1 protein-coding gene is annotated in these 964 nt (G+C 57.7%); it reads left to right on the top strand.

From position 1 onward, the window contains the following. Window positions 1-964: chorismate-binding protein (locus tag J5224_RS30300; RefSeq protein WP_264628751.1), on the top strand; the 964-nt coding region annotated here is incomplete at both ends.

Below are 964 nucleotides of genomic sequence, written 5' to 3'. Positions count from 1 at the left end.
GTGCCCGACCGACGACGCTGCTGCTGGAATCCGCGGAAATTGACAGTAAACAGGATCTGAAAAGCCTGTTGATCATTGATAGTGCATTGCGGATCACCGCACTGGGGCAGCAAGTCTCCATTCAGGCATTGACCGCTAACGGCGCGACGCTGCTGCCATTGCTCGACCAGCTATTACCGGCAGATATCGATGTCGCCGTGCGCCCCAACGGTCGTGAGTTAACCTTCCCCGCCGTTGATACCCTGCAAGACGAAGATGCACGTCTGCGTTCGCTGTCAGTTTTTGATGCGTTGCGTCTGCTGCAAACGCTGGTCACCAGCCCCGCCGATGAGCGGGAAGCGATGTTCTTCGGTGGCCTGTTCGCTTACGATTTGGTTGCCGGGTTCGAAGCATTACCGCCGCTCAGCCAACAGCAACGCTGCCCGGATTACTGCTTTTATCTGGCAGAAACCTTGTTGATCCTCGATCACCAACAGCGCGTCACGCATTTACAGGCCAGTCTGTTCACGCCCGATGCCGCCGAACGTCAGCGTCTGCAACACCGTCTGGCACAGTTAGGGCACCAGTTGCAGCAGCCAGCACCCGCGCTGCCGCGCCAGACGCTGACCGATATGACGCTCAGTTGTAACCAGAGCGATGAAGAATACGGTGACGTGGTACGTCAAATGCAGGAAGCGATTCGCATCGGTGAAATCTTCCAGGTGGTGCCGTCACGCCGTTTCTCACTGCCGTGCCCATCGCCGCTGGCCGCGTACCAGACGCTGAAAGAGAACAATCCCAGCCCCTATATGTTCTTTATGCAGGATCAAGACTTCACCTTGTTTGGCGCGTCGCCTGAAAGCTCGCTGAAATACGACGCGGATTCTCGCCAGATTGAAATCTACCCGATTGCCGGTACGCGCCCACGCGGCCGTCGCGCGGATGGTTCACTGGATCGCGATCTCGACAGCCGCATCGAGCTGGA

It is taken from the genome of Candidatus Symbiopectobacterium sp. NZEC135 (assembly GCF_025962695.1).
The sequence above is the reverse complement of the archived record's forward strand: the minus strand, read 5'-3'. Positions and strand labels throughout refer to the sequence as shown.